This window comes from Sporosarcina sp. FSL W8-0480 (assembly GCF_037963765.1).
GTDB lineage: Bacteria > Bacillota > Bacilli > Bacillales_A > Planococcaceae > Sporosarcina.
Map to the genome: position 1 here is coordinate 1,984,791 of NZ_CP150166.1, position 24,537 is coordinate 2,009,327.

26 protein-coding genes and 1 riboswitch are annotated in these 24,537 nt (G+C 39.3%); of the genes, 24 read left to right on the forward strand and 2 right to left on the reverse strand.

The features are described 5' to 3' along the window. Positions 1 to 228 precede the first annotated feature (228 nt). From NSQ43_RS10325 to NSQ43_RS10350, 6 genes are all read left to right on the forward strand, one after another. Entirely contained in the window at positions 229 to 579 is a 351-nt protein-coding gene (locus NSQ43_RS10325) for an anti-sigma factor antagonist (protein WP_339249909.1), read from the forward strand. Then, positions 569 to 1,015 carry an anti-sigma F factor gene (gene spoIIAB / locus NSQ43_RS10330; RefSeq protein WP_339249911.1) on the forward strand — a complete coding sequence of 149 codons (447 nt, stop codon included), beginning with the start codon at positions 569 to 571 and terminating at the stop codon, positions 1,013 to 1,015. Before NSQ43_RS10325 ends, spoIIAB begins: the two co-directional genes overlap by 11 nt. A gap of 3 nt (positions 1,016 to 1,018) precedes the next feature. Further along, positions 1,019 to 1,807 carry a SigF/SigG family RNA polymerase sporulation sigma factor gene (locus NSQ43_RS10335; RefSeq protein ID WP_339249913.1) on the forward strand — a complete coding sequence of 263 codons (789 nt, stop codon included), beginning with the start codon at positions 1,019 to 1,021 and terminating at the stop codon, positions 1,805 to 1,807. Positions 1,808 to 1,809: 2 nt separating this feature from the next. After that, positions 1,810 to 3,258: a spore germination protein gene (locus NSQ43_RS10340; protein ID WP_339249914.1), complete on the forward strand. Its 1,449-nt coding sequence runs from the start codon at positions 1,810 to 1,812 to the stop codon at positions 3,256 to 3,258. 63 nt (positions 3,259 to 3,321) lie between these two features. After that, the gene (gene lysA, locus NSQ43_RS10345) at positions 3,322 to 4,650 is read left to right on the forward strand and encodes a diaminopimelate decarboxylase (protein WP_339249917.1); all 1,329 of its coding nucleotides are present in this window, start codon (positions 3,322 to 3,324) and stop codon (positions 4,648 to 4,650) included. A gap of 234 nt (positions 4,651 to 4,884) precedes the next feature. Beyond that, positions 4,885 to 5,247 carry a GNAT family N-acetyltransferase gene (locus NSQ43_RS10350; protein ID WP_339254869.1) on the forward strand — a complete coding sequence of 121 codons (363 nt, stop codon included), beginning with the start codon at positions 4,885 to 4,887 and terminating at the stop codon, positions 5,245 to 5,247. 14 nt (positions 5,248 to 5,261) lie between these two features. Here the strand turns inward: NSQ43_RS10350 and NSQ43_RS10355 are convergent, their stop codons facing one another. After that, the gene (locus NSQ43_RS10355; RefSeq protein ID WP_339254871.1) at positions 5,262 to 5,768 is read right to left on the reverse strand and encodes a DUF309 domain-containing protein; all 507 of its coding nucleotides are present in this window, start codon (positions 5,766 to 5,768) and stop codon (positions 5,262 to 5,264) included. A 78-nt stretch (positions 5,769 to 5,846) separates the two neighbouring features. On the opposite strand from NSQ43_RS10355, the gene NSQ43_RS10360 reads away from it, so the two are divergent. The 14 genes from NSQ43_RS10360 (at position 5,847) to NSQ43_RS10425 (ending at position 20,064) form a co-directional block, all read left to right on the forward strand. Continuing rightward, positions 5,847 to 6,611 (forward strand): segregation/condensation protein A, encoded by a 765-nt coding sequence (locus NSQ43_RS10360; RefSeq protein ID WP_339249919.1) that lies wholly within the window; start codon positions 5,847 to 5,849, stop codon positions 6,609 to 6,611. Beyond that, on the forward strand, positions 6,595 to 7,206 hold the full coding sequence (scpB, locus tag NSQ43_RS10365; protein ID WP_339249921.1) for an SMC-Scp complex subunit ScpB: 612 nt from the start codon (positions 6,595 to 6,597) through the stop codon (positions 7,204 to 7,206). The genes NSQ43_RS10360 and scpB overlap by 17 nt, the downstream gene beginning before the upstream one ends. Continuing rightward, positions 7,203 to 8,216: a D-alanyl-D-alanine carboxypeptidase gene (locus NSQ43_RS10370; protein ID WP_339249923.1), complete on the forward strand. Its 1,014-nt coding sequence runs from the start codon at positions 7,203 to 7,205 to the stop codon at positions 8,214 to 8,216. The genes scpB and NSQ43_RS10370 overlap by 4 nt, the downstream gene beginning before the upstream one ends. 137 nt (positions 8,217 to 8,353) lie before the next feature. Continuing rightward, complete coding sequence (locus tag NSQ43_RS10375) at positions 8,354 to 9,085, forward strand: pseudouridine synthase (protein WP_339249925.1); 732 nt, start codon at positions 8,354 to 8,356, stop codon at positions 9,083 to 9,085. A 261-nt stretch (positions 9,086 to 9,346) separates the two neighbouring features. Next, the gene (resA, locus tag NSQ43_RS10380) at positions 9,347 to 9,877 is read left to right on the forward strand and encodes a thiol-disulfide oxidoreductase ResA (protein WP_339249927.1); all 531 of its coding nucleotides are present in this window, start codon (positions 9,347 to 9,349) and stop codon (positions 9,875 to 9,877) included. 16 nt (positions 9,878 to 9,893) lie between these two features. Then, positions 9,894 to 11,534: a cytochrome c biogenesis protein ResB gene (locus NSQ43_RS10385; protein WP_339249929.1), complete on the forward strand. Its 1,641-nt coding sequence runs from the start codon at positions 9,894 to 9,896 to the stop codon at positions 11,532 to 11,534. Between the two features lie 2 nt (positions 11,535 to 11,536). After that, complete coding sequence (gene ccsB, locus NSQ43_RS10390; protein ID WP_339249931.1) at positions 11,537 to 12,721, forward strand: c-type cytochrome biogenesis protein CcsB; 1,185 nt, start codon at positions 11,537 to 11,539, stop codon at positions 12,719 to 12,721. Positions 12,722 to 12,824: 103 nt separating this feature from the next. Further along, complete coding sequence (locus NSQ43_RS10395; RefSeq protein ID WP_339249933.1) at positions 12,825 to 13,544, forward strand: response regulator transcription factor; 720 nt, start codon at positions 12,825 to 12,827, stop codon at positions 13,542 to 13,544. Beyond that, the gene (locus NSQ43_RS10400) at positions 13,537 to 15,336 is read left to right on the forward strand and encodes an ATP-binding protein (RefSeq protein WP_339249936.1); all 1,800 of its coding nucleotides are present in this window, start codon (positions 13,537 to 13,539) and stop codon (positions 15,334 to 15,336) included. The genes NSQ43_RS10395 and NSQ43_RS10400 overlap by 8 nt, the downstream gene beginning before the upstream one ends. A 78-nt stretch (positions 15,337 to 15,414) precedes the next feature. Continuing rightward, positions 15,415 to 15,942 carry an RNA polymerase sigma factor SigX gene (gene sigX, locus NSQ43_RS10405; protein ID WP_339249938.1) on the forward strand — a complete coding sequence of 176 codons (528 nt, stop codon included), beginning with the start codon at positions 15,415 to 15,417 and terminating at the stop codon, positions 15,940 to 15,942. Further along, positions 15,943 to 17,142, forward strand: a complete 1,200-nt coding sequence (locus NSQ43_RS10410; RefSeq protein ID WP_339249940.1) for a hypothetical protein — start codon at positions 15,943 to 15,945, stop codon at positions 17,140 to 17,142. It abuts the gene before it with no gap. A gap of 75 nt (positions 17,143 to 17,217) precedes the next feature. Beyond that, positions 17,218 to 17,349: riboswitch (FMN riboswitch) on the forward strand. Positions 17,350 to 17,562: 213 nt separating this feature from the next. Next, entirely contained in the window at positions 17,563 to 18,144 is a 582-nt protein-coding gene (locus NSQ43_RS10415) for an ECF transporter S component (RefSeq protein WP_339249942.1), read from the forward strand. Between the two features lie 248 nt (positions 18,145 to 18,392). Then, complete coding sequence (locus tag NSQ43_RS10420; RefSeq protein WP_339249944.1) at positions 18,393 to 19,439, forward strand: hypothetical protein; 1,047 nt, start codon at positions 18,393 to 18,395, stop codon at positions 19,437 to 19,439. A 1-nt stretch (position 19,440) separates the two neighbouring features. Continuing rightward, the gene (locus NSQ43_RS10425) at positions 19,441 to 20,064 is read left to right on the forward strand and encodes a hypothetical protein (RefSeq protein WP_339249946.1); all 624 of its coding nucleotides are present in this window, start codon (positions 19,441 to 19,443) and stop codon (positions 20,062 to 20,064) included. A gap of 63 nt (positions 20,065 to 20,127) precedes the next feature. On the opposite strand, the gene NSQ43_RS10430 is transcribed toward NSQ43_RS10425, so the two are convergent. Next, positions 20,128 to 20,385, reverse strand: a complete 258-nt coding sequence (locus tag NSQ43_RS10430) for a ferredoxin (protein WP_339249948.1) — start codon at positions 20,383 to 20,385, stop codon at positions 20,128 to 20,130. Positions 20,386 to 20,503: 118 nt separating this feature from the next. Between NSQ43_RS10430 and NSQ43_RS10435 the strand changes: the two genes are divergently transcribed. From NSQ43_RS10435 to NSQ43_RS10450, 4 genes are all read left to right on the forward strand, one after another. Continuing rightward, positions 20,504 to 21,541 carry a helix-turn-helix domain-containing protein gene (locus tag NSQ43_RS10435; protein ID WP_339249950.1) on the forward strand — a complete coding sequence of 346 codons (1,038 nt, stop codon included), beginning with the start codon at positions 20,504 to 20,506 and terminating at the stop codon, positions 21,539 to 21,541. Further along, positions 21,541 to 22,974, forward strand: coding sequence for an ATP-dependent DNA helicase RecQ (locus tag NSQ43_RS10440; protein ID WP_339254873.1), 1,434 nt, complete (start codon positions 21,541 to 21,543; stop codon positions 22,972 to 22,974). Before NSQ43_RS10435 ends, NSQ43_RS10440 begins: the two co-directional genes overlap by 1 nt. A gap of 80 nt (positions 22,975 to 23,054) precedes the next feature. Further along, positions 23,055 to 23,699: a LysM peptidoglycan-binding domain-containing protein gene (locus NSQ43_RS10445; RefSeq protein WP_339249952.1), complete on the forward strand. Its 645-nt coding sequence runs from the start codon at positions 23,055 to 23,057 to the stop codon at positions 23,697 to 23,699. Between the two features lie 59 nt (positions 23,700 to 23,758). Next, complete coding sequence (locus NSQ43_RS10450; protein ID WP_339249954.1) at positions 23,759 to 24,532, forward strand: metallophosphoesterase; 774 nt, start codon at positions 23,759 to 23,761, stop codon at positions 24,530 to 24,532. The last annotated feature ends 5 nt before the right edge of the window (positions 24,533 to 24,537 follow it).

The window sequence follows — 24,537 nt, forward strand, 5'->3', positions numbered from 1 at the left end:
TTGAACAGAAAATGTTCAAGGGGTGGTTTTTATTTGTCTTTAGCGATCAATACACTGATAAGAATTTATTTCCTTTCATGTGTAAACCGACCTTAAAATGGATAGGCTTTTAAGGTAGAACGCAATGTCGAAAGATAGGATATTTAAGAATTGTATGACTACTTCTGTCGGTCGGAAGGGATTTCCACTTCCCGTGTTGAATAGTTCCGCATAAAGGAGGGATTCAGCATGGCTGAAATTAAACAAATTGATGGCATTATGGTAGTAACATTGGCAGGGGAGTTGGACAATCTTGAAGCAAACAAGATTCGTTCCACTATATCTTCCTCCATCTTCACGGGGAAAATACGGGGAATCGTTTGGGATTTGAGCCGGCTTGGATTCATGGATAGCGCAGGGATTGGACTTATTTTAGGAAGAATGCGCGATCTTGCACCATTCAATGGAGAAACCATCATCGTAAATCCATCTCCTACGATGGAAAAGATTTTCAACTTTTCAGGTTTGGGTTCTAATATCAGGCATGGCTCAGTCGACAGTGTAATCGGTGAAATCGGAGGGGTCTTATATGAGAAATGAAATGACATTATCGTTCGTTGCGATTGAAGAAAATGAAGCGTTGGCAAGAATGGCGATGACTTGTTTCATCACACCACTCGATCCGACACTTGAAGAAATTTCAGAGTTCAAAACAATTGTCTCAGAAGCCGTCACTAACGCAATTATCCATGGATATAATTGCGACGGTAAAAGTTTAGTTACGATTCACGCTGTAATTGACGACAACAAAGTTACAATGACCGTAGAGGACAAAGGTGAAGGGATTTTTGACGTTGAACAAGCTATGGAGCCGATGTTTACTACAAAGCCATTAATGGAAAGATCCGGAATGGGATTCACCATTATGGAAAGCTTTTCCGACAGTCTATCAGTAGATTCAACACTTGGAAACGGAACGGTAGTACGATTTGAGAAAACGTTTTCTCCGGTCACGGAAGTAAGCAGAATGAGGTGACCGATGGATACATCTGTTGAAAGACAAGATGCTCTTTTGTCCCAGGAAAAAATGAGGGTTCTTATCCAGCAGTCCCAGGAGGGGGATAAGGACGCAAGACGCATGATGGTAGAAGGCAATACAAGATTAGTGTGGTCCATTGTACAGCGTTTTGCTTCTCGTGGAGCGGATCTTGAAGACCTGTTCCAAATTGGCTGTATTGGACTTATGAAATCGATAGACAAATTCGACTTGACTTATGATGTGAAATTCTCCACATATGCGGTGCCGATGATCGTAGGGGAAATCCAACGATTCTTAAGGGATGACGGCATGGTGAAAGTAAGTAGATCGATTCGTGAATTAAGCTTCAAAATCCGACATGCAACGGATAACTATATTAAGCATCATGGTAAATCGCCTTCCGTCTCTGAAATAGCAGAGGCATTAGATGTGACTGTAGATGAAGTGATTTTAGCATCAGACGCATTAAGAGACCCTGCATCCCTTCATGAGCAACTATATGAAAATGAAGGAGATAGTTTGACATTGATGGATCAGCTTCGGGACGACCGTTCTGAAAGATTCTTCGATCATATTCCTCTTAGAGATGTAGTTTCAAAACTTAATAAACGAGATCAGACGATCATCTATATGAGGTATTACCTTGACTACACACAAAGTGATATTGCCGAAAGGATCGGCATTTCACAAGTTCAGGTTTCCCGGTTGGAAAAAAAGATACTTGCCCAATTAAAGACATGGATGAGCTCACAACAAGATGAAAGTGACAATAAAGTGAGGGCTGACTAAGCATGGCGAAGTTATTTACATCTTTGAAGGAATCAGAAAAATGGTTTGAAAGTAAATTTGGCAAAGGCGAAACATTCGATGCGACCGCAAAAACGGTTCACTTATGGGGCATGCCGGTAATGATGTTCTATATTAATGGCCTCATTGATGGACAGACATTGACAACTCTTTTGGTAGAGATGCAAGAAGGATTCGAAAAAAACGATGAGAATAAAGATGATCCTGAATGGTTTTTAAATTATTTCCCTTACTACGCTTTAGAAGATGTCGATGAACGGGATACATTACTCACATCTATTTTAAGCGGTTTAGTAGGATTTATTTTACCGAACGGATTTGCGTTCGTCGCGGATTTACGTAGTTCACCGGGGAGAAATCCAGAGGAACCCGATACCGAAAAGGTCATTAGAGGTTCGAGGGACGGATTTACTGAAAATATAATCATTAATACTGCACTTGTAAGAAGAAGATTAAAGACGGAAGATCTCCGTTTTGAAATGCATTCTACATCAGTGAATGGTAAAACGGATATTGCAATCACATATATGAAAGGTGCTGCCAGTGAGGAGCATCTTTCACTTATTCGGAAGAGACTTGATGAGATCAAGCACGATGGCCTGACGATGACTGATAAGTCTTTGGAGGAATTTCTTTTCAAGCAAAGATTTCATCCAATGCCATTTGTTCGTTTTACGGAAAGGCCAGACATTACTGCCGCATACTTATTAGAGGGCCGTATCGCCGTTATTGTCGATACTTCTCCATCCGTGATTTTAGTTCCGACAACCATTTTTGATCATTTACAACATGCTGAGGAGTATCGACAATCTCCATTTACCGGAACTTTTGTAAGATGGCTACGGTTATTTGGAGCACTAATCAGCATGATTCTCCTCCCGTTTTGGTATTTGCTTGCAACCCATCAACAATATTTGCCGGTAATGTTAAATTATATTGGACCAAATGATCCAGGGTCTGTTCCATTAATCGTACAAATACTTTTGGCAGATATAGGCATTGAGGTACTCCGAATGGCGGCCATCCATACACCGAATCCGCTATCCACTGCAATGGGACTAGTAGCGGCTATCGTTATTGGACAAGTGGCGATCGAGGTTGGTTTGTTTACAGGAGAAGTAATTTTATATGTGGCTGTTAGTGCGGTCTTTACATTTGCAATCCCATCTTTCGAATTAAGTCTAACAACAAAAATATTCAGAGTCTTCATCTTAGTATTAACCGCCGTATTGGGAGCCCCAGGATTCTTCTTAGGAATTGTTTTCCTTGTCTACTACTTGGCATGCCTTAAACCGATGGGTATTCCATACTTATGGCCACTTTTACCGTTTTTCCCGCGGGCGATGCAGCGTGTAATTATTAGATATCCGATGACAATAGATGCGCCAAGACCTTTTATAGCTGACTCTCCTAATAGGGATAGGCTGTCGTAAGGGATTGCCTCCAACCTTCATGATATGATAAAGTTTTATCAATAAGACTTGGAGGAATGGAATATGCACCTATATGGAACACAATCGGTGAATGAACTTGGCCATTTGACGATAGGCGGCGTGGATACGGTTGACCTTGCCCAGGTATATGGGACGCCTTTGCTTGTCTATGACATCGCTCTATTTAGGGAACGTGCTAATGGATTTAAAGATACATTTAAAAAAGCTGGCATCAAAGCCCAGGTTGCATATGCAAGTAAAGCTTTTTCTTCCATTGCGATATATGAGATTGCAAAAGAGATGGACCTCTCTCTCGATGTCGTTTCAGGAGGAGAATTATATACGGCGGTTGCAGCTGATTTCCCACGCGAAAAGATTCATTTTCACGGGAATAATAAAAGCTATAGCGAGTTACAATATGCATTCGACGAAAAAATAGGATGTATTGTAGTTGACAACTTTTTTGAAATAGAAATGATTAAGGAAATCTCGGAAACGCGTCAACAGAAAATGCAAGTCTTGTTACGTGTTACTCCTGGAGTCAATGCTGAAACACATGATTTCATCACTACTGGACAGGAGGATTCCAAGTTCGGTTTCGATTTGAAGAACGGACAGGCAGATGATTCATTCTTGCAATTGTACAACCATCCATACATTACTTTGTTAGGAATGCATTGCCATATCGGTTCACAAATTTTCGAAACAGATGCATTCCGTATTGCGGCGGAGGCATTAATGGATAAAATGATTGAGTGGCGCGATAAATTTAAATTCACTTGTTCTGTCCTTAATCTTGGTGGCGGATTTGGAATTCGCTATACGGTTGAAGACAAACCACTTCCTCCATCTAAATACGTAGAGGAAATGGAAAATGTCGTTTTATCGATGACAAGAAAGCATAATTATCCACTACCTGAAATCTGGATTGAACCGGGTCGATCACTTGTAGGGGATGCTGGTACAACTCTTTACACAACCGGAAGCATGAAAGAAGTGCCGGGTGTAAGGACTTATGTTGCTGTCGATGGAGGTATGTCGGATAATATTCGGCCTGCTCTTTATGGCGCGAAATATACGGCTGTTACAGCTAATCGGATGATGGCTCCACATTCCGATAAAGTAACGATTGCCGGAAAATGCTGTGAATCCGGTGACAAGATCATTGAGGACGCCTTCATTGCTGAACCTGAGGATGGCGACCTCCTTGCTGTTTTCTGTACAGGAGCATACACATACTCCATGGCCAGCAACTATAATCGTCTCCCGAAGCCAGCAATTGTATTTTGTGAAAACGGACAGCACCAATTAGTTGTCCGAAGGGAAACTTATGAAGATATTATTAGACTGGACGTACCGCTTCAAAAGACGGGGCAGGAAGTATCATTATGAGAAAGCGTAATTTCATCCTTTTCTTAATCATAATTTTCATTGCACTTATCTGGGGGGCAGTGTACTGGTATTTTATCGCCCCTTTAACAGGACTGGATATTTAAACTTCCTCGGTCATTGATATATCCTCATATATCATGTACGATTAGTTTTGTTCAGTGGAAGTTGCCGTATCCATATCCATGATGAATAGATAGCAATTGAGGATTTTTTGAAAAGAAGGGATTCCTAATGATACTTTTACGATATAAAAAGGCATATGAAAAAATTGCAATGGGCTTGCTCTCATATATGCCGGGAGAAAAGGTCGTTAAAAAACTGCAGGAAACGATTTATAAATATGAGAATGATGAACATTGGCATCTATACCTTCTAAAACAAGGTGAAGACTTCATTGGCCTTGTTGGTGTAGTAGTGGATGAAAGTTCATATACGGTCATACATTTATCGGTTAATCCGTCGTTCCGTGGCGAGGGAATTGGTACGGAAATGATTTTGAAGTTAGCAGCACTATATCCCGGTTTGGAATGTAAGGGCAATGATTATACAAAATCCTTTATGATCAAGTGTTTAAACAGGGAAGATAAATCGGAATAACAAAAAGGAGCAGATCAATTTGGTCTGCCCTTTTTCTTTTCCCGTTCAAGAAGAATATCAGTACGATCCCTTAGCATATGTTTATGAATGACAGCATCACTGTTTCGAGGGAGTAAATCCATCGTAGCTACGGTTTCATCGACTACCTTTTTTAGTTTTTCGGAGTTCAAAGATAAAGTAAATGGAAAAAAAGACTCTTTTTTCTTAACTTTTTCTATCGATTGCTCCATGTCATTTAATAGTTTCTTGTAATTGATGAATTCGATACCATTGGATAAGGGAAAAGCTGTCATCTTTTTCTGTGCTTTTACAAGTGTACGATAAGCACCGGTGAAATTCCCCCTTCTCCAATGATAGAGTCCTGTAGATAATAAAATATATGCAGTTAGCGGATGCTCTTTCGTATAATTAGGGATAGATTTCCAATATTCTTCCAACACTTCATGGCATTCGAAGTAGTCTTGATTCCAATTAAAATAACCAATAAACTTTAAGAATAACGGATGATAATAAAATTCCATCAAACAAACCAATCCTTTCAATAATAATATTAAAAAGTAACTATACATAATAACGTAAAAAGTGCATGGAGGAATAATATGACATATAAAGTAAAGCTTGAAGCCTTCGAAGGGCCTCTCGATCTATTATTACATTTAATCAACCGACTTGAAATCGATATTTACGATATACCAATGGCAGAACTCACAAATCAATACATCGAACACCTCCATGCTATGCGTGTATTGCAACTAGATGAACTAAGCGAGTATCTTGTATTAGCCGCCACTTTACTTGAAATAAAAAGCAAAATGCTATTACCTGTACATGAAGGAGAAGCGTTGGATGATTCGTCCGACTTTGAAATGGAGGAGGACCCACGGGACGAACTGGTCGCCCGATTGGTCGAATACAAAAAATATAAAGAAGCAGCAATTTCACTAAAAGAATCGGCAGAAGAACGATCTGTACATTTTACAAAACTTCCCGAGGACCTATCTCAATACGGAGAATTGACCGTCCCTGAAACAGAGGACAAACTAAGTGTGTTTGACCTTATCGGAGCATTTCAAAAAATGCTTGAAAGGAAAAAACTTCGTGCACCACTTACTGCTAGTATAATGAGGGCAGAGGTTTCTGTTAGTGAAAAGATGGATCATATTATGATTATACTTGAAAGGCAAGGCGGCAGCTGTGCTTTCGATTCACTTTTCGAAGAAGGGGATATAGAAGGGTTAGTCGTAACGTTTTTATCGTTATTAGAGTTGATGAAACGGTCGGATATCGTAGTTTTACAAGACAGTAATTTCGGCAAAATGACAGTATCGACCGGGAAGGAGGAGAACTATGGAAACAATCGATGATCGGATTATCGGCATGCTTGAAAGTTTTTTATTCATAGCAGGGGACGACGGCTTAACATTAAAAAATATTTCAACATTGCTTCAAACCGATGACGAAACAGCCGCCATCATAGCTGAGCAACTTCGTTTAAACTATGAAAATCGATCGGGTTCGGGCATTACCTTGCGCCTATACGGTGGTTCCTATCGCCTCGTAACGAAGGCTGAATATGCAGATGATATATTGCGTATGCTCGAAAATCCGACAAGAAATCCTATTACACAAGCCTCACTTGAGGTTTTGGCCATTATAGCGTATAAACAGCCCGTGACACGGGTAGAAATAGATGATCTACGAGGCGTGAAATCCGATGGTCCAATACAAACTCTCGTAGCTAAAGGATTCATTATGGAAAAAGGGCGCTTGGAAAGTAGCGGAAGACCAATCCTTTATGGGACAACAGAATTGTTTTTGGATAAATTCGGGTTAGAGTCCATTGATATGTTGCCACCGCTTTTGGAAGGTGATGTTGAATCGTTTGGAGACACAGATTTGTTTTTGACAAAATTCCAAGAAGCATTCGAAATGACTGATGAAGGAGGAAACAGTGATTGAAGCGGACGATAATAGCAATTGTCCTATTCGTATCCCTTGTATTGACACCACTACCAACTGACAAAAAAGATGCGGCAATGGGTGGTAGTGCATGGGCCGTACTTGATGGAGACACTGGCCGTTTGTTGAGTGGATCGAATGAAAATCTTCAGTTGCCAATTGCCAGTTTAACTAAAATGTGGACTGCCCTTACTTTCCTTGAAAGTGGTAGAGCAGAGGGTGAAATTACCATTTCAGCTGCAGCGGCTTCCGCGGAAGGCTCGTCCATCTATACGCAAATAGGTGAAAGATGGGATAGCGATGCATTGCTGTACGGTTTGATGTTACGTTCGGGAAATGATGCAGCCTTTGCATTGGCGGAACATGCCGGAGGATCAGTGGATGGCTTTGTTGACTTAATGAATGAAAAAGCAAAATTATATGGTTTTGAACGGACAACCTTTAAAAATCCATCAGGACTTCATCATGAAGAACATCTCTCAACTGCTTATGAGACTGGACTCATGCTCTATTTTGCAATGAAAAATAAAGAGTTTAGAAAAATTGCCTCGACCGAGAAATTTGTCTATCGAAAAGGCGACGAAGTAAGAAGTTGGGGAAACAAACACCGTCTTGTCCATTCGAATAAAACAGTCATTGCCGGAAAGACCGGTTTCACAAAAGCGGCCGGAAGAACTCTTGCAACGTATTTCGAAAAGGATGGAAAAAAATTGATCGTCGTCACACTAAATAATGGGAATGACTGGAATACACATGAATATTTGGCTAATGAAACATTTAACAACTATGATCTTGTGACTGTTGCGAAAAAAGGCGAATACCGCATTTTACCTGGAATTACAGGCAAGTTGAAAAAACCAATTGTCCTTTTGCTGAATAAGGACGAGGAGGAAAAGGTATCCCATGTCATATACATTCCACGGAACCAAGGGAAAAAAGGTACCGGAACATGGACCGTCTCATTAGACAACGAAGTACTCGCTACAACCCAAGTTGACATAAGAAAATAGGAAAAAGATTCAAAAACAATCATAAATAATTGTGTTGACTATAAAATTTCGGGAAGACTGACTGTATACAGGTCGGTCTTCTTTTCATTTGCACGGAAATATGACATAATTTTTTGAGGTAGAAAGAAGGTGACGATTTGGAAAGACTACAAAAAGTATTGGCCCAAGCCGGCGTTGCATCCCGTAGGAAAGCGGAAAAGCTAATCGTCGATGGGAAAGTAAAAGTGAATGGAATCGTCGTTACTGAATTAGGTACGAAAGTTACCCGTAATGACAGAGTAGAAGTAGAAGGAGTCGAGCTTGTTAAGGAGGAGTTCGTCTATTATTTACTATACAAACCGAGAGGGTACATATCGACTGTAAGCGATGATAAGGGCAGAAAGACGGTCCTCGATCTTCTCCCGATGGTGGAACAACGTATATTCCCAGTCGGCAGACTTGATTTTGATACGTCTGGAATCATCATTTTAACAAATGATGGTGATTTCTCTTATTTGATGACGCATCCGAAATTTGGTATTCACAAAAAATATGTGGCAAAAGTAAAGGGGATCCCAGAACGTAGCGCATTGAAAAAGCTTGAACGAGGTATTGAACTGGACGACGGCATGACGGCACCTGCAAGAGTTAAAATTCAGTCGTTTGACAAAAAAACGGGTACGGCAATTGTTGAAATCACTATCCATGAAGGACGGAATCGACAAGTCCGTAGAATGTTTGACGCTATCGGTTGTCCTGTACAGAAGCTGAGAAGGGAGTCTTTCGCGATGTTGACAACGCACGGATTAAATGCGGGAGAAGCACGTGAACTCACCACTCATGAAGTCAAGCAACTAAGAGTCCTTGCTGAAACAGGCAAAATCGGATAACTAATCATAGCGGGTGGCAACACTGCCACCCTCCGCTTTTGATGACGTCCAGACTCCGGGTGGCAGCCAAAGCCGTAACGAAGAACGGCTTTTACGAGTAAAAGCGAAGTGTTACGAGCATCTCTTTGCACTTACTGTCGAGGCTAACCGCCACCCTCCGCTTTTGATTTGTCACAAACCTATCACGTATTGCTAAATTTACCTATGGTTGATTTGCTATAATTAGAGTTGGAATATTATTATCGTAGGGGGGCTATTCAATTGTCCAAAGCGAATAAAAAACAGTCACGCCTTATTTTTAGAAGTGTTGTTCTTCTATTATTGGCAGCTGCAATTATTTTTTCTATAGTTTCAAAAGACAAGGTGAAAGTCCTTTCGGTAGGCGATAAGGCGCCGAACTTCGAACTTGTTGATTTAGATGGCAATGTTCAACGATTATCTGACTATAAAGGTGAAGGTGTGTTTTTAAATTTCTGGGGCACATGGTGTCCGCCGTGTAAACGGGAAATGCCAGATATGGAAGAACAGTATAATGCTTTTAAAGAAAAAGGGGTTCATGTTTTATCCATAAACAGTGGTGAATCTAATTTAAAGGTGGAAACATTCCGTGATCAATATGGTCTTACTTTTCCAATTGTCATAGACAAGGCGAAGGACATAAGAGACCTATACAATATTCAACCACTTCCAACAACCTTCCTTATCGATAAAGATGGAAGAATAAAAAAGATCATCATTACGGAAATGACTAGGGATGAAATAATTTCCTACATGGAAAGCATCCAACCTTAATAAGGAGTTCATAATCATGAGTAAAATCAAATGCCAATGTGGTCATGAAAATCCGTTTGGAATCGTACTTTGTGAACAATGTGGCAGACCAATGACGGAGGAAGCGAAAAAAGCGGATGTCGTTGATATGCGCTATGAGGGATCAGCGCGGAGATCACAAACCTATAAAAGATCAATTATCGACAAGATATGGAACTTTTTCTCAAGTGTGAAAATTGGTGTCAGCATTATAGTCGCAGTGCTTGCGACATCGGCTATCGGGACGTTATTCCCACAAAAGTTTTACGTGCCTGTTCGAGAAGATGAAATGTTAGCTTACTATGAACGACTTTATGGTTTCATTGGGACGCTTTATTATAAATTAGGCTTCTATGATATGTACAATAGCTGGTGGTTTAAGATACTAATCGGAATGCTTGGAACGTCCATCATTATCGCAAGTGTGGATAGGGTCATCCCTCTATATAAATCATTGAAGAAACAGCGGACCAAACGTCATACTTCCTTCATGAAAAGACAACGTGTCTATGGCATAGGCTCATCTGAAAACCCGGATTTAGCTCTAACAAAAGCAGAGGAAAAATTGAAGGAAATGAAATATAACGTAAAGACGGAAAACGGCGCAATATTAGCCGAAAAAGGACGTTTTTCTCGTTGGGGCCCATATGTCAATCATACGGGGTTAATCATTTTCTTATTCGGTATTCTGTTGCGCGGTATTCCTGGCTTCTATGTCGATGAGACAATGTGGATCCGGGAAGGTGAATTACGTTCGATACCCGGTGCACCCGAGTTCTATTTGAAGAGTAATGATTTCAGTATGGAGTATTATACAAAAGAAGAGGCCGCAGAAGTCTTTGGTGATGCCCTTGATAGAGTAGGTACTATCGTAAAAAATTATCAAACCGATGTAACATTATACAAAAAGAAAGAAGACAGTCTGCCTGGCTCAACGGATTTAGACCTTGTAAAAGATTATTCCATAGTCGTTAATAAGCCACTAAAATTTGAGGGATACAGCATTTTCCAAATGGATTACCGTCTGAATGAACTTAAATCGATGACGATGCAATTAGTGGAAAAGAAAACTGGGAAGTCATTTGGTGAGTTTACGATTGACCTTGATGATCCCGAAGGTGTTTATAAGTTGAATGATGGTGCGCAAGTTAACTTGATAGGATATTATGCAGACTATGATGGTGTTGAAAACGGCGAACCGGTTTCTAAGTCTCCAATACCGAACAACCCAGCATTTATATTCGATATGAGAACGCCTGACAAGCCAAAAGGTGAAAAAAGTTTTGTCGCCATTAGGCAAACATTAGAAACAGAAGAAAATGCATATGCTGTTAAATTTGTCAGTGCAGATACTCGTGATATATCAGGTTTAACAATCCGTAAAGATAAGACTTTATATATACTTCTTTTTGGTGGACTCATTTTCATGATCGGCGTTTGTCAAGGATCCTTCTGGAACCATAGACGTATTTGGGTTCAAAAAGGGGAAGGCGAGGAATTGCTTGTCGCAGCCCATACAAATAAAAACTGGTTCATGTTGAAAAAGGAATTGGATGAAGTCAAAGACTTTGCCAACTTGCCAAAATATGAAGATAGACGGGATAATGAGCCAATCGAGCAAGAGGAAGGAGAAAAATAATTATGAATCTTGCATCACTAAGTGCTAATCTGCTTTTAGTTTCTTTTATCGCCTATATGGTAGCCACTCTTTTCTTCGGTGGGGCGGTGAAAGGTGCAAAATCAGAAGCGTCTTATAAAAATAATAGATGGGGTAAAATTGGTATTACGATAACAATTATCGGTTTTATCACACATATCGGCTATTTTATTACAAGATGGATAGCTTCGGGACATGCACCAATGAGTAATATGTTTGAATTTACAACTGCTTTCGGAATGATGTTAGTAGGGGCTTTCATTCTTATTTTCTTCTTGTATCGAACACCGTCTCTTGGCCTATTCGCATTGCCTATAGCAATCATTATTATTGGCTATGCTAGTATGTTCCCGAGAGAGATTACTCCATTAATCCCTGCTCTGCAAAGCCATTGGTTGGCAATCCATGTTATAACTGCAGCATTAGGAGAGGCGATCCTTGCGATTAGTGCGGTAGCGGGTTTAATTTACCTTTTGAAGAACGTAGATTTGACAAAAAAATCGAAAGAACGGTTTTGGCTTGAAGCGGTCATGTTTACACTTGTACTTGTACTTGGATTTGTAGTGTCCTCTACAACATTCAAAATGACTGGGTATGAAGCTAATTTTACGTATATCGATAAAAATCAGGTGCCCGCAAAAATCGAGTATAATTACCCGCCATTATTCGGAATGAACGAATATGAAGCGCAGACACCTGAAGCAATGACGCCATGGTTTGAAATGCCGGCAATTGTAAATGCGAAAACATTGACTACCTTTGTTTGGTCAGTATTTACGGGTACAATCCTTTATCTGTTGTTACGATTAATTTTCCGTAAATCGATTGCAAGTGTATTCCAGCCATTTGCGAAAAAAGCTAATTCGCAACTTATGGATGAAATCGGTTACCGTTCTGTTTTAATCGGATTCCCTGTTTTCACTCTAGGGGCGCTAATCTTCGCGATGATCTGGGCTCATGAAGCATGGTCAAGATTCTGGGGATGGGATCCTAAAGAGGTTTGGGCACTTATTACTTGGCTCTTCTATGCAGCATTCTTACACGTTCGCCTATCACAAGGTTGGGAGGGTAAGAAATCAGCGTGGCTTGCGGTTATAGGATTTGTTATCATCATGTTCAACTTAATCGCGGTGAACCTGATTATAGCCGGTTTGCATTCTTATGCATAAGCCGATTGGACTGCACAGCTTTCGAAGGGCTGTGCAGTCTTTCTTTTTTTTCAAACAGCTTGTACAATAATAGCAGGAGAGTTGTCGAAAGGAGATATTAATTATGGAGGAAACTGTAAAGTTATTAGTGGTTGATGACGAGGATCGTATCCGTCGTCTTCTGAATATGTATCTTTCTCGAGAAGGCTTTGAAATTGAAGAAGCAATTGATGGTGCAGAGGCAATAGAAAAAGCTCTAACGAATCATTATGATTGCATTTTATTGGATTTAATGATGCCGGAAAAAGACGGTCTACAAGTTTTGCAGGAATTGCGAGATGCAAAAAAAATGACGCCTGTTATCCTCTTAACTGCAAAAGGTGAAGAATCCGACCGCGTAGCAGGGTTTGAAACTGGGGCAGACGATTATATCGTTAAGCCTTTCAGTCCTAGAGAGGTCGTTCTTCGTGTGAAAGCGATTCTTAGACGCTCTGTAACTTTCCCTGATGCAAATGCAGCGAACAGCTCAAAGGATCTTGTTGTCTTCCCTCAATTGACGATAGATCACGATGCCCATCGCGTAACTGCGGAAGGGAAGGAAGTCAATTTAACTCCTAAAGAGTATGAGTTATTGTATTTCCTTGCGAAGGCACCGGATAAAGTTTTTGACCGAGAACAACTATTGAAAGAAGTTTGGCATTATGAGTTTTTCGGAGATTTGCGCACAGTCGACACACATGTGAAACGGCTTAGAGAAAAGCTTAGCCGCGTATCTGAAAGTGCCGCTAAAATGATTGTAACTGTTTGGGGAGTTGGATATAAATTCGAGGTACCTAATGAATAGGATATGGAATTCAATCGTCGGGAAGCTATGGGCAACCATATTGCTTCTCGTTTCCTTTGTCCTATTTATCGTGACCGTACTTCTTTTAGAGTTTCTCGATAATTTCCATACGAACCAAGCAGAGGATTCTCTTCGTAGGGAAGCTACTACTATAGGAAAAATCGTTGTAGATCATGAAAACGAATCGGCTATGCAGCTAATTATTCAAGATATATTGGATAATGAAACGAATGCATTGATCGTAAGCTCTGACAAGAATGTTCAATACTCATTTCATAAAGGGTTAAATGAAAAAAAAATAGAAAAGAAAATTTTAGCTGAATCCAAGTTTTTCACAAACTTAAAGGTGAATGAAAAGATTGTGAAAGAAATGATTTTACCTTCTCTTAAAGATTCTGATGTCATGGAACAATATTTGGTTCTTGTTCATCCCTATGAAGTGACGGAAGGCATTTTCAATTCAATTATAATGTACCAAAGTTTGGATGCTGTTCATCGAACAACGAAGAGAACTACACATATCGTCTTCCTTTCAGCTTTTATCGCTTTCATCTTAACAACAATCTTTGCATTCTTCCTTTCAACCAGAATAACGTCTCCTTTACGAGGGATGAGACAGGCAGCATTTGAACTGTCTAAGGGTAATTTTGACACTCGCCTACCATCGACCCAAAATGACGAGATTGGCCAGTTGGCAACAGCTTTCAATCAAATGGGAAGACAGTTGAAATACCAAATGGAACTAATCAAGCAGGAAAAAGAACAATTATCAAGTATTCTAACGTCCATGACAGATGCTGTCATTACATTTAACAGGGATTATTCAATATTACTTAGCAATCCCCAGGCTGAACGACTTTTACAAAAGTGGTATTTTGCAAATGGAGCAGATGAAAAGGTACTGCCGCCCGAAATTTTCCATATGTTAGAACATGCTATTTCCTTTTCAGAAGAAGTGGAGGATGAATTGGAATTAGCTGGTCAGTTCTATGGTGTTTCAATTAGCCCACTCTATAGTGAAAATAGTATTCGTGGAGCCGTTGCGGTCTTACGAGATATGACTGAACAGCATAAATTAGATAAGCTGAGATCCGATTTCATCGCCAATGTTTCCCATGAGCTAAGAACTCCTATATCCTTGCTTCAAGGCTACAGTGAGGCAATAATTGACGATGTAGTAACGAGTGAAGAGGAACGCAACGAAATGGTCCAAATCATTCATGATGAATCAAAAAGGATGAGTCGTCTTGTTACAGATCTACTCGATCTGGCAAGAATGGAATCGGGTCATATGCGTTTGTATAAAGATCATTTTTCTCTAATCCCGTTTTTAAATAGAGTCTTGAACAAGTTCATGCAAATTGCAAGGGACTCCAATGTCGAACTCTCTCTTAGCTATGAGGAGAATGATAATGGAACAATCTTGTTTGCTGACGATGATCGACTGGAGCAAGTATTTACAAACCTAATTGATAATGCAATTCGCCACACTCCTAATGGAGGAAAAGTGGTAATAAGTGTCGAAAAGAAGAAGGAGACCGTTGACATTACGGTAGCAGATACAGGCAGTGGAATTCCTAAAGAAGATTTGCCATTCATTTTCGAGCGTTTCTATAAGGCGGACAAAGCAAGGACGAGAGGAAAGGGCGGAACAGGTTTAGGGTTGGCGATTGCAAAAACAATAATCGAATCACATGATGGCCGAATAACTGCAGAATTGGCTCATCCATCAGGGACTGTCTTCAATTGCACATTGCCATTAGGCCCGAAACAAGCCGATTTAAATTCCTAACTATCGATCAAAAATCAATACCCAAAGATGAAACTTTTCATCTTGAATTACGACTAATGTATTGAACGGGGGGATTTTGTGGATGACTCCGTTTTCCACAGGCTGTATGAGCAATATCATCAGGATATTTTCAACTTTCTTATCTATTTAACCGGAGATCGTACCCAGTCTGAAGACCTAATGCATGAGGTATATATTCGGGTGTTGCGTGCATATTCCGGATTTGAAGGTAAAAGTTCTGAAAAAACTTGGCTGTTTTCAATCGCAAAAAATGTTGCTATTGACCATTTCAGAAAGAAATCTGTAAGGCAAAAACATCATTTCGATAAATTTGATTGGGAGCAAAGCGAGCTTGTATCTGGCGGCAGTACTCCTGATGAATTACTATCATTGAATGAAGACATGAAGCAATTGCTCTCAGTATTAAACACATGCACGGGCGATCAAAAAATGGTAATTGTCTTACGGTACTTCCAAGAGCTGTCCATTGCCGAAACAGCGGAAACACTTGGTTGGACGGAAGGAAAAGTGAAGACAACCCAGCACCGTGCCATTAAAGCTTTACAAAAGAAAATGAATGCTCTTTCGGAAGAAGGGGGAAGTTGAATGGCAAACAATCAATGGAATGACGACAATTTAGATAAACTCCTTCATTCAATGCCGAAAATCAAGGATGGCCGCCCTTCATCAGAAATCTTGGAACGTCTGAAAAATGATAATCGATTGAAAGAAGACCGTCGTCCGAAAGTTAAAAAATGGATACCAAGTATCGTTGCAGTTGCCGCCTTATTATTACTCAGCTTGCTTTTGCCGTCCATGTTAAAAGGCAACCAAGACATGGTATCCGAACCAATGATGGATAATGCAAGATCAGCTAATAAGGAATCGATTACGATGGATAATAAAGCTGAAAAGGCATCAGTTGAAGAAGATAGTGACTCAGAATCTTTTGAAACGACGACATTTTCTTCAATGGATATTATGGGTATGAGAAGTCATGTCGTTTTAGCAAAAGAAAACGATAATACGTTCTCCCTAAATCTTGGACTTATTCATGAAGCGAATGTAGTACCGGTTACTATTCTTATTGATAAAGACAGGGTTCAAACTGATTTAGAAATTGATCATCCGGATAGTGTGGCGCTATATAAGGAATATGCAGGACTGTTTGATGAAGAAAGTTATGGTTTTGATAATTATCATCCATATAAAGGGGAATTGACGACAACTGGAAAGACAGTGATTCATAAACTTCCGGAGAATCATGGATATGATATGGCAGTAGCTATTTTAAACTCATACACTGATTCAACAAAGGAAACTTTTACTGATTTTGATGAATTTAAAGTAGTCGATGAAGGCGGAAATCCACTGGTATTTGATTATGTAGGAGAAGCTATGGAATTCTCCTTAAAACGTCAGCTGCCTTATTTCAAGTATGTCATGCCTTCAGGGGAAACTTATTTAGTACCATATGAAAATGGGGATTCCTCTACTGTAACTCAAGCTTTACTTTCAATGAAGAAGGCGGACAACGACATTGTGAAAGAGGTTATTCCAACAGGAATTGACTACCAAGTTACCGAATCGCATGGAGTTGCTGTTGTGACTTTTGATTCACCTTTAGATTTTACAACAATACCTGAACACGATGTATTGCAAATGATAGAGGGCTTCATGTTGACGGCAAGTAATTACGACGTACAGGTCCAATTGAAAAATATTGAACAAAGTCATTTTGAAAATTATGATCTAACAAAACCGTTACCAAAGCCGATCGGCGCAAATCCAATTTGGTTACCATAATGAAAAGCATTTTGTAAACAGGTGAGTTTACAAAATGCTTTTTTTAATCTACAATAGAGTAGTAATATAATATTGATTCATCTTCGGGGCAGGGTGCAATTCCCGACCGGCGGAAATAGAAGATATTCTTCTTAGCCCGCGAGCTTAACAGCTGATTCCGGTGAGATTCCGGAGCCGACAGTATAGTCTGGATGGGAGAAGGTGAAGGTGCAGCCGTCTTTTTGTGTTGTCTACAAAAAGGGTGCTTATTTAAGTATGGGGATATATGGAGAAAATTTCTTTATAATCAACCCCTTATTTAATGTTGCCTTTTAAACTCTCCCTGAAGCTATTTTAGCTTTGGGGTTTTTTAGTGGACACACAATATTCGGTCAGACCTTTCCTCTTTTGAAGTGAATCGTAAAAGGAGAGAGGAACAAAATGAACAACAAGAAGTTAAGAAAAATGATTCTCATCGCGATGTTAGGGAGCATTTCAACAGTTTTAATGCAGTTGAATTTCCCCCTGCCGGCATTACCATCATTCCTGAAAATCGACTTCAGTGAAATCCCGGCAGTATTAGCAATTATGACGATGGGGCCAGTTGCAGGTATTGCAGTAGAACTTCTGAAGAATGTATTGCATTGGTTTTTATCAGGAAGTCCCACAGGTGTACCTGTTGGAGAGATGGCAAACTTTGTTACAGGAATTCTATTCATTATGCCAATCTATTTCATCTTCAATAAAATTAAATCTACTAAAGGACTTACGGTGGGTCTAATTGTAGGAACTGCTTCAATGGCTATCGGAATGAGCGTATTGAATTATGCAGTGTTCCTACCGATGTACGTTTACTTTTTAAATATGCCACCCTATACGGGTGACGCAATGTTTAATGTAATCGTATTAGGGATCCTTCCATTTAATCTAATAAAAGGAATCATGTTAATGGTTGTTTCGTTATTGTTATATAAGAGTATGTATAAATGGATTAACCAACAACAGCATAAGTTATCGATGTAAGGAAGAGGCTATCCCGGTTGTTTTGGGATAGCCTTTTTAGTGTACAAAAATATTCCCTCCACTACAATCAACGAAGAAACTTACAAAAATTACATGAATTTTGTATTCAATTTTCAAATAAGTTAAATATCCATGTGGTATAATATGGTTGGTGTAAAAGTAACGCGCTTCAAGTTATTGAGGAGACAATACTTTGAATAAAACCCACAAAATAATTTCTGAATTTCAAAGTTAGTAGGGGGTGTAACATGAAAATCGATTTGGAAACGATTAATGAAGTACTAGCAATGTATAAAATCAATGGGCAAGTCACTAACATTCATTATTTTATTCATTATTATGATGAGACAAATGCGGAAGTGAAAATAATATGCAAAGTGAAATTCGCTGATAGAAATCCGCTTGTTGTGAAATTTGTCAGGGAAAAAGAACATCCAACTCATATTATTGAGTCCCAAAGTGTCTTTTCCGACTATTTAAGGAAACATGGTATTTTAACACCTAAAAGGTATGTCAGTAAGGGAAGGTACTGCCAAAATTATAAATTGAATCATCTAAAAGTTGCTGTTACTGTTGAGGATTATTTAGGAGAAGAGATCAAAGCAATCGACCTTACCCTTGCCTATAAATTGGGCCAATTATTGGGGAAAATCCATAGAATATCGGAGGAAGGGAACTGTCTAATTGGTAGCCCTACTATTTTTAATCTTGTTGGGTATAACGAAGTCAGTGGATATGATGCTTTTTGTAAGTTAGGTGATTCAGGCGCAATTGATACAGTTATGTATCGGAAAATAAACGAGCTATATACAAAAAAGCTTGAGACCGTAAAGTTGGCTTGGAATAGGTTACCAAGGTTTGCCACACAAGGCGATATTTCTATAAACAATTTGTCATACATAGAAGGGGATATCGGGATTTACGATTATAATATTGCTGGTGATGAAACCCTTGTTGGCGACATGGTGCTTGAGGGATTGTTGACAGCTTGTGAAATGGATTTAGCGGATGGATTAACTGATAATGATCGAAAAGAGCTATTCATATACTTCTATAAAGGCTATATTACTGAAAGACCTTTGTCGGATGATGAAAAAGGTGTGTTAAGTGACATTTATTCACTATCATCTGCATTATGGTTTACTAAGATTAAACACAATGATAGTTCATTGGAAAATCTTGTTGAATGTGAAGCGTTTGACAAGGTGGAGCGGCTTTTAGAAGAAATCTATGCAGTGTTGCATAAAGATCATCATGAGCTTTTTGAATTTAACAGCATACAAGGGGGGAGTTGAATTGGATACGATAAAGGGCAAATTTGCATTTTACTTCTGGGGAATCCTGTTTTTCTTATTATATTTTAAGGTTTTTTCATACCTATGGAATCAGTGGGTTTTCGGTAGCCTTATACCCGAACCACTCGGACTAATTTCCATCATGTTAATCGTGCTTCCTGCTGCGTTTTTAACCGCGAGATTTCTTGTGATTAAAATACCAATGACATATCACATGATCGGGGTTATTGGTGTTTTGCTGTTTTTTTCGTGGAGTGTATATGACGACCATAGGGAAAAGGGTTTGGATGAATTAAACACATATCAAGAAGATAAATTCAAAGCTATGGAATTCAATTTCTCCGATTGGCGAATTGAAGAAAAGGAACCCGTTGAAGAATTGTTGGAATTCTTGAGCCAGTATAGAGTAAAGAAGATGAAGGATTCCGAGTGGAATGGAAATGTTTCCGGAGAGAAAGGATTTGTGGTTATGGTTTACTTGAAGGATAAAACGACAGGCGCATCCATATACGAAAATCGGATACTATCCTTCAATAAAACCTCGTATTACAAAGTTCTTAATGGGCCGATCGATATGGAATGGATTGAAGCGTTCGAGGACAAGTATGAGGGATTTAAGCCTTAGTCAAATATTACACATTGATTTATACTATAAAAAAAGGCTGCCTCATAAAGGGCAGCCGATTGCTTAATCTTCATATTTTAATGGATCGCCATCGAAAGATGCATCCGCGACTTTGATAGAATCTGTAGGGCAGCCATCAAATGCATCCTCCATGTCCTCCAATAGTTCTTCTGGAACTTCAGTCGTACCCGTGTTATCATCTAAAATAACATACGCAATCCCCTCATCGTCATAATCATAGATGTCAGGTGCCGCTGCGCCACAAGCTCCGCAGGCAATACATGTATCTTGGTCAACGATGGTGTATTTTTTGCTAGTCATTGACGTTCTCTCCTCTTTTCTCCGCACAATCTATTTAGTTCCCTTACTATTCTAAAGCTGTTTTCACTACTTTTCAACAATAAAACAATATAAAACGTTTACTTAGGGGGAATCTGACATGAATTTGTCTTCAATCCTATTATTTATCATAAGCAAAATGAACGGAGAACGAACGTTGAATGCAGGTCTGTACCTCTTGCGTGGCAAAAAATCAGGCCAGACCCTACAAGATGTGGATTATTTCGATTTGAGACCTTTTTTTGGAATCTGGCCAAAATTGGACGAGTATTTATACACACAAACAGTAGATGAATTGGTTAACATGGAACTGATCACCTCTGACCAGAGGTTTTGTCGTCTTACTGAAAAAGGGAACATGGAAGTGAAGAAATATCAGATTCCCCACTTTAAAGGCTGGGATTATCGGGGTAGGGAAATGATGTTTTTTGGACGAATTGCATTGGCTGTCCAAACCATTTCACATTTTCGAACAGGTTCCACATCATTCACGCCTATTCAAAGGGATCGTGAAATACAACTTTTTGTGAAACGTCTTCTTGAAGGGAAACCAATTACTGAACCGGAATTCGGGAGAACAATTGGCGAAGAACTAAAAGAATCACTTATAGAGAGTGGCATGAGCGATACACATAAATACATATTTGCGAACAGGTTGACAGGAAATGGAGAAACGGCAAAAACATTCGATCAGCTTGCCTCCGAAATGAACGGGACGACAACGGGTATCTACTTGTTATTTATAGAGAGTCTACATATGCTGTTACCGGTCATTGAATCATCCAATAACTATCATTTTTTAAAAGAATGCGCATCGGGCATCAAAGTCCATTCCTATTTAACAGAATCAGCAATGAGAACAAAAAAACTTTTTGACCAAGGATATTCGATGGAAGACATAGCTAAAGTTAGAAAATTAAAAATTAGTACAATTGAGGATCATATTATCGAGATGGCTATGAATGATGAACTATTCCCTGTTGCTCATTTTGTTTCGAAAGATTCTATTGAAGAGGTCTTATCTAAATCGAAAGAATGGGGGACGAAAAGACTTAAGCTATTAAAAAATGAATTTGAAGAGCTTTCCTATTTCGAACTTCGATTAATATTAACTGCTAACAGGGAAGGTGAGTCTTGATGGATTTACATTTGATACTCAAAGAACGGTTTGGTTACACTCATTTTCGTACAGGCCAAAAAGAAGTAATTCAACATGTTTTAAATAAACATGATTGTGTAGCTATTTTACCTACGGGAATGGGGAAGTCACTCTGTTATCAATTACCCGGTTATATTTTACCTGGATCCGTTTTAATCATTTCACCTCTTGTATCCCTAATGGAAGACCAGGTCATGCAAATGAGGAAAAATGGGGAGAAGCGGGTTGTCGCTTTAAATTCTTTTCTTTCGTTTGCTGAGAGAAACAGAGTTATCTCACGCCTTGGAGACTATAAATTTATCTTTGTGTCGCCCGAGATGCTTTCACATGAATTTTTCGGCTCTCAACTTAAAAGAATTGAAATTGGCCTAATTGTGGTAGATGAGGCACATTGCATTTCACAGTGGGGTTTTGATTTCCGACCTGATTATTTACGTATCGGCGAATATTTATCTGGCTGGAAGTCACCAATATTGGCGCTGACGGCAACAGCCGATACAAAAGTAATTAATGACATAACGAGCTATTTAAAAATGGACGAGCCGGCAATTGAAAGACACTCATTGGATCGACCTAATATCTCTTACTCCATTATTCAACTTAATTCTACTACGGAGAAAACAACTTGGATTAAGGAACGAATTTTTCAAACTACCGGCCCAGGAATCATCTATACGTCTTCACGCAAACGTGCCGATGAACTGGCGACTGAATTGCAGGGGGCTGGTCTGCGTATCCAGTCGTATCATGCGGGAAAAGAACAAGATGAGCGGGCGATCATCCAAGAGCAATTTTTAAATGATGAACTGGAATGGATTTGTGCAACCAATGCTTTTGGGATGGGTGTACATAAAAGTGATATTCGACAAGTTATTCACGAACATTTACCGTCAAACATAGCTGGTTATCTTCAGGAGGTGGGAAGGGCTGGGAGGGATGGTTTACCTTCCATAGCCACGCTGCTTTATATGCCACGAGACGAAAGAATGACAAGTTTCATCATTCAATCTGATCGACCGGATGAAAGTCAGATGCGACATTATATGAAGTTGCTTACTGAAGACCATGACCCATCTACATCTGCTGAATTGGCCGGCTTATCGGATACAGGAAGAAGAATTGTAGACTATTACTTGGAAAGATATTCATTGGATGAAATCAATGAACGAATGAAAACTCTTTCCGCAGAAAAAGAATCAGAACTTCAAAAAATGATTAATCTCGTTCAATCTGATCGTTGTATTCGGGAAACCGCATTGTCATATTTTGGCGAAACTTGCCGAGAAAAGCCTGAAGCATGCTGTTCAACATGCGGTCTAAACGGGTTAGAATGGCTTGAAGAAAAAACAAATAAGAAAAAATGGAGTGAAAAAGTTACTTGGGATGAAAGAATTACCAAGCTTCTTGGTTAACATATCTGATGAACGTTTACTTTTACGACAATATTCGTCATAATATAAGGAAGAGCATCGTTGGATAGGAGAATTTGTCGATGAAAAATGATGATTATAAAGTAGAATTCGAGAATAGTCGCAAAGAGATAGAGCTTGGTCATAATGATGATGCAACTTTGCTTTCACGCGTGGAACGATATGGCCGCCAACGAAAGCAGAAAAAAACGTCAAGATATACAATGATCAATGTCATCCTTGGTGTTTTTACATTCATACCGATATTGATATTCGTATATGTTATATATAATTACTATAATGGACCTGATAGCGGCTCAGCAAAAGTTGCTAATAACGAAGTAGTACAAGTCGGGACAAATTCTTCAGGCAAGACAGATAATAACTCGGTCGGCATTGATCCGAAAGATGAAGAGGATGAAAATGCTACTGAAGGGAATGCTGATGAAGAAACGGTTGACGAATCAGAATCTAAAAATCCTGTTGTAAATACTAATCCTCCTACATCTGAAGAGGAAGTTTCAACAAAGGTGACGGAGAAACCGAAAGTTGAAGAAAAAACGACTGAGCAAACACTATCTAAAACCCATATCGTTGCCGAAAATGAAACACTCTATCGAATTTCGATGAATTATTATGGAAGTGACGCTGGCATTGAAAAGATTATGAAAGCGAATGGTCTGACTACGATTAACATAATGGCCGGACAAAAGTTGATCATTCCATAAAATGAAATTTTGAAAGAGGCAAAGCCGTGACTTTGCCTCTTTCTCATGGCAGGTGTGTAATGAGAATAATTTTTAACAGTCTGTTTGGGATTGCAGTATTGATGATTGCTGGTTTAGTGTATATGTTCGCTTTTGCAAAACGCAGAAACGTAATTATACATTCCTACACTGTCCGAAAAGAAATAAATCGAGGCAAGAAGCTTTCCCTGTTTTTTATATCGGATATACACAGGCGCCATATTGATAAACGTTTGTTGGAAAAAGTTAAAAGGCATGAGTCAATTGATGTAGTCGTTATAGGCGGGGATCTTGCGGAAGCAGGCGTTCCACTGAATCGTATCGAACAAAATGTTAAGGCTCTTTCCACCCTTGGACCATTATTGTTTATCTGGGGTAATAATGATCGTGAAGTCGGGGAAGAAGAAATTCGAAAAATTATTAGTAAGCATGGTGGAATTATATTAGACAACAGCGATGCAAGTATCCCAAACCATCCTTTATGGAGGATTTGCGGTACTGACGATCCGTCAAGCGGCCGTGTTGATATTAAGGCTACCCTAAGAAATGCCAATTCTTATCCGTATTTGATTGTAGCTACGCATAACCCTTATATGTTCAAAAAAATAGAGGCTGTTTGTAGTCCTGACTTGATGCTTGCAGGTCATACCCATGGAGGGCAAATTAGATTAGGTAAATTTTCAATGCATGCATTAGGCAGATTCAGTTTGCAAGACGGAAGAGCGAAATTGATAAGCAATGGTTATGGGACATCTATTATTCCTCTACGGTTAGGGGCAGCCCCGGAAAGCCATGTTATTAAAATATACTATTGATGTTG

Bases quoted from the DNA above. Each gene is read 5' to 3' on its own strand.
- NSQ43_RS10340 (WP_339249914.1), top strand. From the start codon at position 1,810: ATGGCGAAGTTATTTACATCTTTGAAGGAATCAGAAAAATGGTTTGAA.
- spoIIAB (WP_339249911.1), top strand. From the start codon at position 569: ATGAGAAATGAAATGACATTATCGTTCGTTGCGATTGAAGAAAATGAA.
- NSQ43_RS10420 (WP_339249944.1), top strand. From the start codon at position 18,393: ATGAAAATCGATTTGGAAACGATTAATGAAGTACTAGCAATGTATAAA.
- NSQ43_RS10395 (WP_339249933.1), top strand. From the start codon at position 12,825: ATGGAGGAAACTGTAAAGTTATTAGTGGTTGATGACGAGGATCGTATC.
- NSQ43_RS10355 (WP_339254871.1), bottom strand. From the start codon at position 5,768: ATGGAATTTTATTATCATCCGTTATTCTTAAAGTTTATTGGTTATTTT.
- NSQ43_RS10325 (WP_339249909.1), top strand. From the start codon at position 229: ATGGCTGAAATTAAACAAATTGATGGCATTATGGTAGTAACATTGGCA.
- lysA (WP_339249917.1), top strand. From the start codon at position 3,322: ATGCACCTATATGGAACACAATCGGTGAATGAACTTGGCCATTTGACG.
- NSQ43_RS10445 (WP_339249952.1), top strand. From the start codon at position 23,055: ATGAAAAATGATGATTATAAAGTAGAATTCGAGAATAGTCGCAAAGAG.
- scpB (WP_339249921.1), top strand. From the start codon at position 6,595: ATGGAAACAATCGATGATCGGATTATCGGCATGCTTGAAAGTTTTTTA.
- NSQ43_RS10385 (WP_339249929.1), top strand. From the start codon at position 9,894: ATGAGTAAAATCAAATGCCAATGTGGTCATGAAAATCCGTTTGGAATC.
- NSQ43_RS10430 (WP_339249948.1), bottom strand. From the start codon at position 20,385: ATGACTAGCAAAAAATACACCATCGTTGACCAAGATACATGTATTGCC.
- NSQ43_RS10410 (WP_339249940.1), top strand. From the start codon at position 15,943: ATGGCAAACAATCAATGGAATGACGACAATTTAGATAAACTCCTTCAT.
- NSQ43_RS10400 (WP_339249936.1), top strand. From the start codon at position 13,537: ATGAATAGGATATGGAATTCAATCGTCGGGAAGCTATGGGCAACCATA.
- NSQ43_RS10335 (WP_339249913.1), top strand. From the start codon at position 1,019: ATGGATACATCTGTTGAAAGACAAGATGCTCTTTTGTCCCAGGAAAAA.
- NSQ43_RS10360 (WP_339249919.1), top strand. From the start codon at position 5,847: ATGACATATAAAGTAAAGCTTGAAGCCTTCGAAGGGCCTCTCGATCTA.
- NSQ43_RS10440 (WP_339254873.1), top strand. From the start codon at position 21,541: ATGGATTTACATTTGATACTCAAAGAACGGTTTGGTTACACTCATTTT.
- NSQ43_RS10415 (WP_339249942.1), top strand. From the start codon at position 17,563: ATGAACAACAAGAAGTTAAGAAAAATGATTCTCATCGCGATGTTAGGG.
- NSQ43_RS10450 (WP_339249954.1), top strand. From the start codon at position 23,759: ATGAGAATAATTTTTAACAGTCTGTTTGGGATTGCAGTATTGATGATT.
- ccsB (WP_339249931.1), top strand. From the start codon at position 11,537: ATGAATCTTGCATCACTAAGTGCTAATCTGCTTTTAGTTTCTTTTATC.
- NSQ43_RS10435 (WP_339249950.1), top strand. From the start codon at position 20,504: ATGAATTTGTCTTCAATCCTATTATTTATCATAAGCAAAATGAACGGA.